Source organism: Xenorhabdus santafensis (genome assembly GCF_033949405.1).
GTDB lineage: Bacteria > Pseudomonadota > Gammaproteobacteria > Enterobacterales > Enterobacteriaceae > Xenorhabdus > Xenorhabdus santafensis.
In genome coordinates, this window is the sequence record NZ_VCDN01000315.1 from 1 (window position 1) to 692 (window position 692).

The window sequence follows — 692 nt, forward strand, 5'->3', positions numbered from 1 at the left end:
CGAAAAAGGTGGAAATTTTTGAGTGATTTTTACTCAAAAATACTACCTATTCCTTGCGGAATTTTTAGCCCTTATTATAAAAGACACAAAGAGCATATAAAAAAACCCTTAATATATAAGGGTTTTTTTATATAAATAGTTACCATATTTGGTATTGTTCTTACCATATTTGGTATGTATAATAGATACCGAGATAGGTAACTATTATTAAATAATTGGAGGGTTAAAAATGTCATCATTAGATAAAGATATTTTTATTGAAGTACCTGATGAAAAAACAGGGGAAATTCAACAGTATTTATTAACTCCAACAAAACAGAAAAAAGTTTATAAGGGGGACTGGGTTATGATGTTTCAAGAAGGATTAACACATGTTGCCAAACTTAATTTAAAAGGTGAAACATTACGTGTCTATATGATTTTATTAGCAAAATTAGATTATGAAAATTGGTTAAGAATTAGACAAAAAGATATAGCTAAAGAATTGAATATGAATCCCCCACATGTCTCAAGAGCAATTAAAGAACTATTTGAACATGGCATTTTAGTAAAAGGCCCAAAAATAGGTGCTTCAAATACATATCGTTTAGACCCTTCATTTGCTTTTAGAGGACGAGATAAAAATTTAGAACAAGTCAGAAAAGAAGTAAAACACCTTAAAATAATAAAATAGGGGTAATACCCCTATTTTA

At 28.5% G+C, this 692-nt stretch carries 1 protein-coding gene; it reads left to right on the forward strand.

All coding sequences use genetic code 11. From position 1 onward, the window contains the following. Nucleotides 1-229 precede the first annotated feature (229 nt). Nucleotides 230-673, forward strand: coding sequence for a helix-turn-helix domain-containing protein (locus tag FE392_RS22630; RefSeq protein WP_197201759.1), 444 nt, complete (start codon nucleotides 230-232; stop codon nucleotides 671-673). The last annotated feature ends 19 nt before the right edge of the window (nucleotides 674-692 follow it).

What these genes read in the sequence shown, in the direction of transcription:
- FE392_RS22630 (WP_197201759.1), top strand. Translation starts at nt 230, where the DNA reads ATGTCATCATTAGATAAAGATATTTTTATTGAAGTACCTGATGAAAAA.